Origin of the sequence: Allobosea sp. CER48 (assembly GCF_044752385.1) — a bacterium.
In the GTDB taxonomy this organism is placed as follows: domain Bacteria; phylum Pseudomonadota; class Alphaproteobacteria; order Rhizobiales; family Beijerinckiaceae; genus Allobosea.
In genome coordinates, this window is the sequence record NZ_JBIWYK010000531.1 from 1 (window position 1) to 1,929 (window position 1,929).

Sequence of the window (1,929 nt, forward strand, 5' to 3'; positions counted from 1 at the left end):
GCCCGCGTCGAACGGGATCTCGATGTCGACGGCCAGGGTCGAGACCTGGGCGCCGCGCTCCATGCGGACGCTGACCTTCTCGTCATCGACCTGCATGTGCTTGGAGATGGCCCGGAGGATCTCGTCGCGGAGCTTGGTGACGAGGTCGGAATCGCCGACCGCGGCGCGCTCATGGGCGAGCAGGACCTGCAGCCGTTCGCGGGCTGCGGGTGCCGACTGAGCGCGGGAGAAAAGACGAAGCAGGTTCATGCCGCTTTCCTTCCGAAGAACTTGCCGAAGAAGCCGCGCTTCTCGCCGGGAACGGCGACGGGGAGCGCCTCGCCCCGGAGCCGGCGCGCAGCCTCGAAATAGGCGACGGCGGGAGCGCTGCGCTCGTCGGCGAGGGTGACGGGAGAGCCGACATTCGAGGCGCGCAGCACGTCCATGCTCTCCGGCACGATGCCGAGCAGCGGGATCGACAGGATCTCGAGCACGTCCTCGACCTTCAGCATGTCGCCACGCTCGGCGCGGAGCGGGTCGTAGCGCGTGAGAAGGAGGTGCTTCTCCATGCGCTCGCCATTCTCGGCCTTCAGCGTCTTGGAGTCGAGCAGGCCGATGATGCGGTCGGAGTCACGGACCGAAGAAACCTCGGGGTTGGTCACGACGATCGCCACGTCGGCGTGGCGCATGGCGAGGGTGGCGCCGCGCTCGATGCCAGCCGGGCTGTCGCAGATCACCCAGTCGAAGGTCTCCTTGAGCGCGCCGATGACCTTCTCGACGCCCTCGGCCGTCAGGTTGTCCTTGTCGCGGGTCTGCGAGGCCGGCAGGAGATGCAACGTCTCCAGGCGCTTGTCGCGGATCAGCGCCTGCGCCAGCTTGGCCTCGCCCTGGATGACGTTGACGAGGTCATAGACGACGCGCCGCTCGGCGCCCATGACGAGATCGAGATTGCGCAGGCCGACGTCGAAGTCGACGACCACGACCTTGTCGCCATTGCGGGCGAGGGCGGCGCCGAGTGCCGCCGAGGAGGTCGTCTTGCCGACGCCGCCTTTGCCCGATGTGACCACGATGACCTTGCCCATAGAGCCCTCCTGTTGATGTGGACGCGCCGTCAGCTCAGGCGAGTGATCCGGATTTGAAAGTGTCGCCCTCCAGCCAGAGCTGGACGGCCTTGCCGTGCAGATCGGGCCCGAGGTCTTCCGCCGTCTTGTAGTAGCCGTCGATCGCGACGAGCTCGGCCTCGAGCTTGCGGCAGAAGATGCGCGCGGAGGCATTGCCCATCGTGCCGGCCATGGCCCGCCCCCTGAGCGTGCCGTAGACATGGATCGAGCCGCCGGCGATGACTTCGGCGCCGGAGGCGACCGAGCCGATGATGGTGATGTCGCCCTCTGTGAAGATCAGCGACTGGCCCGAGCGCACCGGCTCGGTGACGATCATGGACGGCACCGCCTTCGGCATGACCGGCAGCGGGGGCGGGGGTGGCGGCGCCACGCTCGCAGCCGTCCTGGCCTTGCCCGCCTCCTCCGGCGCAGGCTCCTCGATGTCGGCGGTCGGGCGGCCATCGGCCATGGCGGGTGGCATGTCCGCGCCGAGCAGGGAGGGGCGGGCCCCCTCGATGCCCATGATCCGGACATTGCGGGTCGCGAGCCGGTCGATCAGGTCGCGCAGCTGGGGCCGGTCGATATCCAGCCCGCTGACGTCCAGGACCACCGGGCGCCGCATGAAGAAGCCGGTCGAGCGCGCAGCGAGATCGTCCAGCCGCACCAGCCAGTCCTCGAAGGGAAGCTCGGGTGTCAGCGCCATCGCAAGGAAGCTGCGCCCCTTGAGGCGGATAGGCCGGGGTTTGGTTAACACGTCGGTCATCTTGGTAAATTTTCGGTTGTCTCGATCTAGGCAGCGAATGGTTAACGAGCCGTAAATGGCCGTACCGGCGAAGCCCGTCCAGGGGCG

3 protein-coding genes are annotated in these 1,929 nt (G+C 67.9%); all 3 read right to left on the reverse strand.

Annotated elements, in window-relative coordinates; genetic code table 11:
• Nucleotides 1–249: cell division topological specificity factor MinE (gene minE / locus ACIPIA_RS15170; RefSeq protein ID WP_400510749.1), on the reverse strand; the 249-nt coding region annotated here is incomplete at its 3' end.
• Nucleotides 246–1,061 carry a septum site-determining protein MinD gene (gene minD, locus ACIPIA_RS15175; protein ID WP_400510750.1) on the reverse strand — a complete coding sequence of 272 codons (816 nt, stop codon included), beginning with the start codon at nt 1,059–1,061 and terminating at the stop codon, nt 246–248. The genes minE and minD, both read right to left, overlap by 4 nt.
• Before the next feature lie 34 nt (nt 1,062–1,095).
• Nucleotides 1,096–1,842, reverse strand: a complete 747-nt coding sequence (minC, locus tag ACIPIA_RS15180; protein ID WP_400510752.1) for a septum site-determining protein MinC — start codon at nt 1,840–1,842, stop codon at nt 1,096–1,098.
• Nucleotides 1,843–1,929: the final 87 nt, after the last annotated feature.

What these genes read in the sequence shown, in the direction of transcription:
- minD (WP_400510750.1), bottom strand. Translation starts at nt 1,061, where the DNA reads ATGGGCAAGGTCATCGTGGTCACATCGGGCAAAGGCGGCGTCGGCAAG.
- minC (WP_400510752.1), bottom strand. Translation starts at nt 1,842, where the DNA reads ATGACCGACGTGTTAACCAAACCCCGGCCTATCCGCCTCAAGGGGCGC.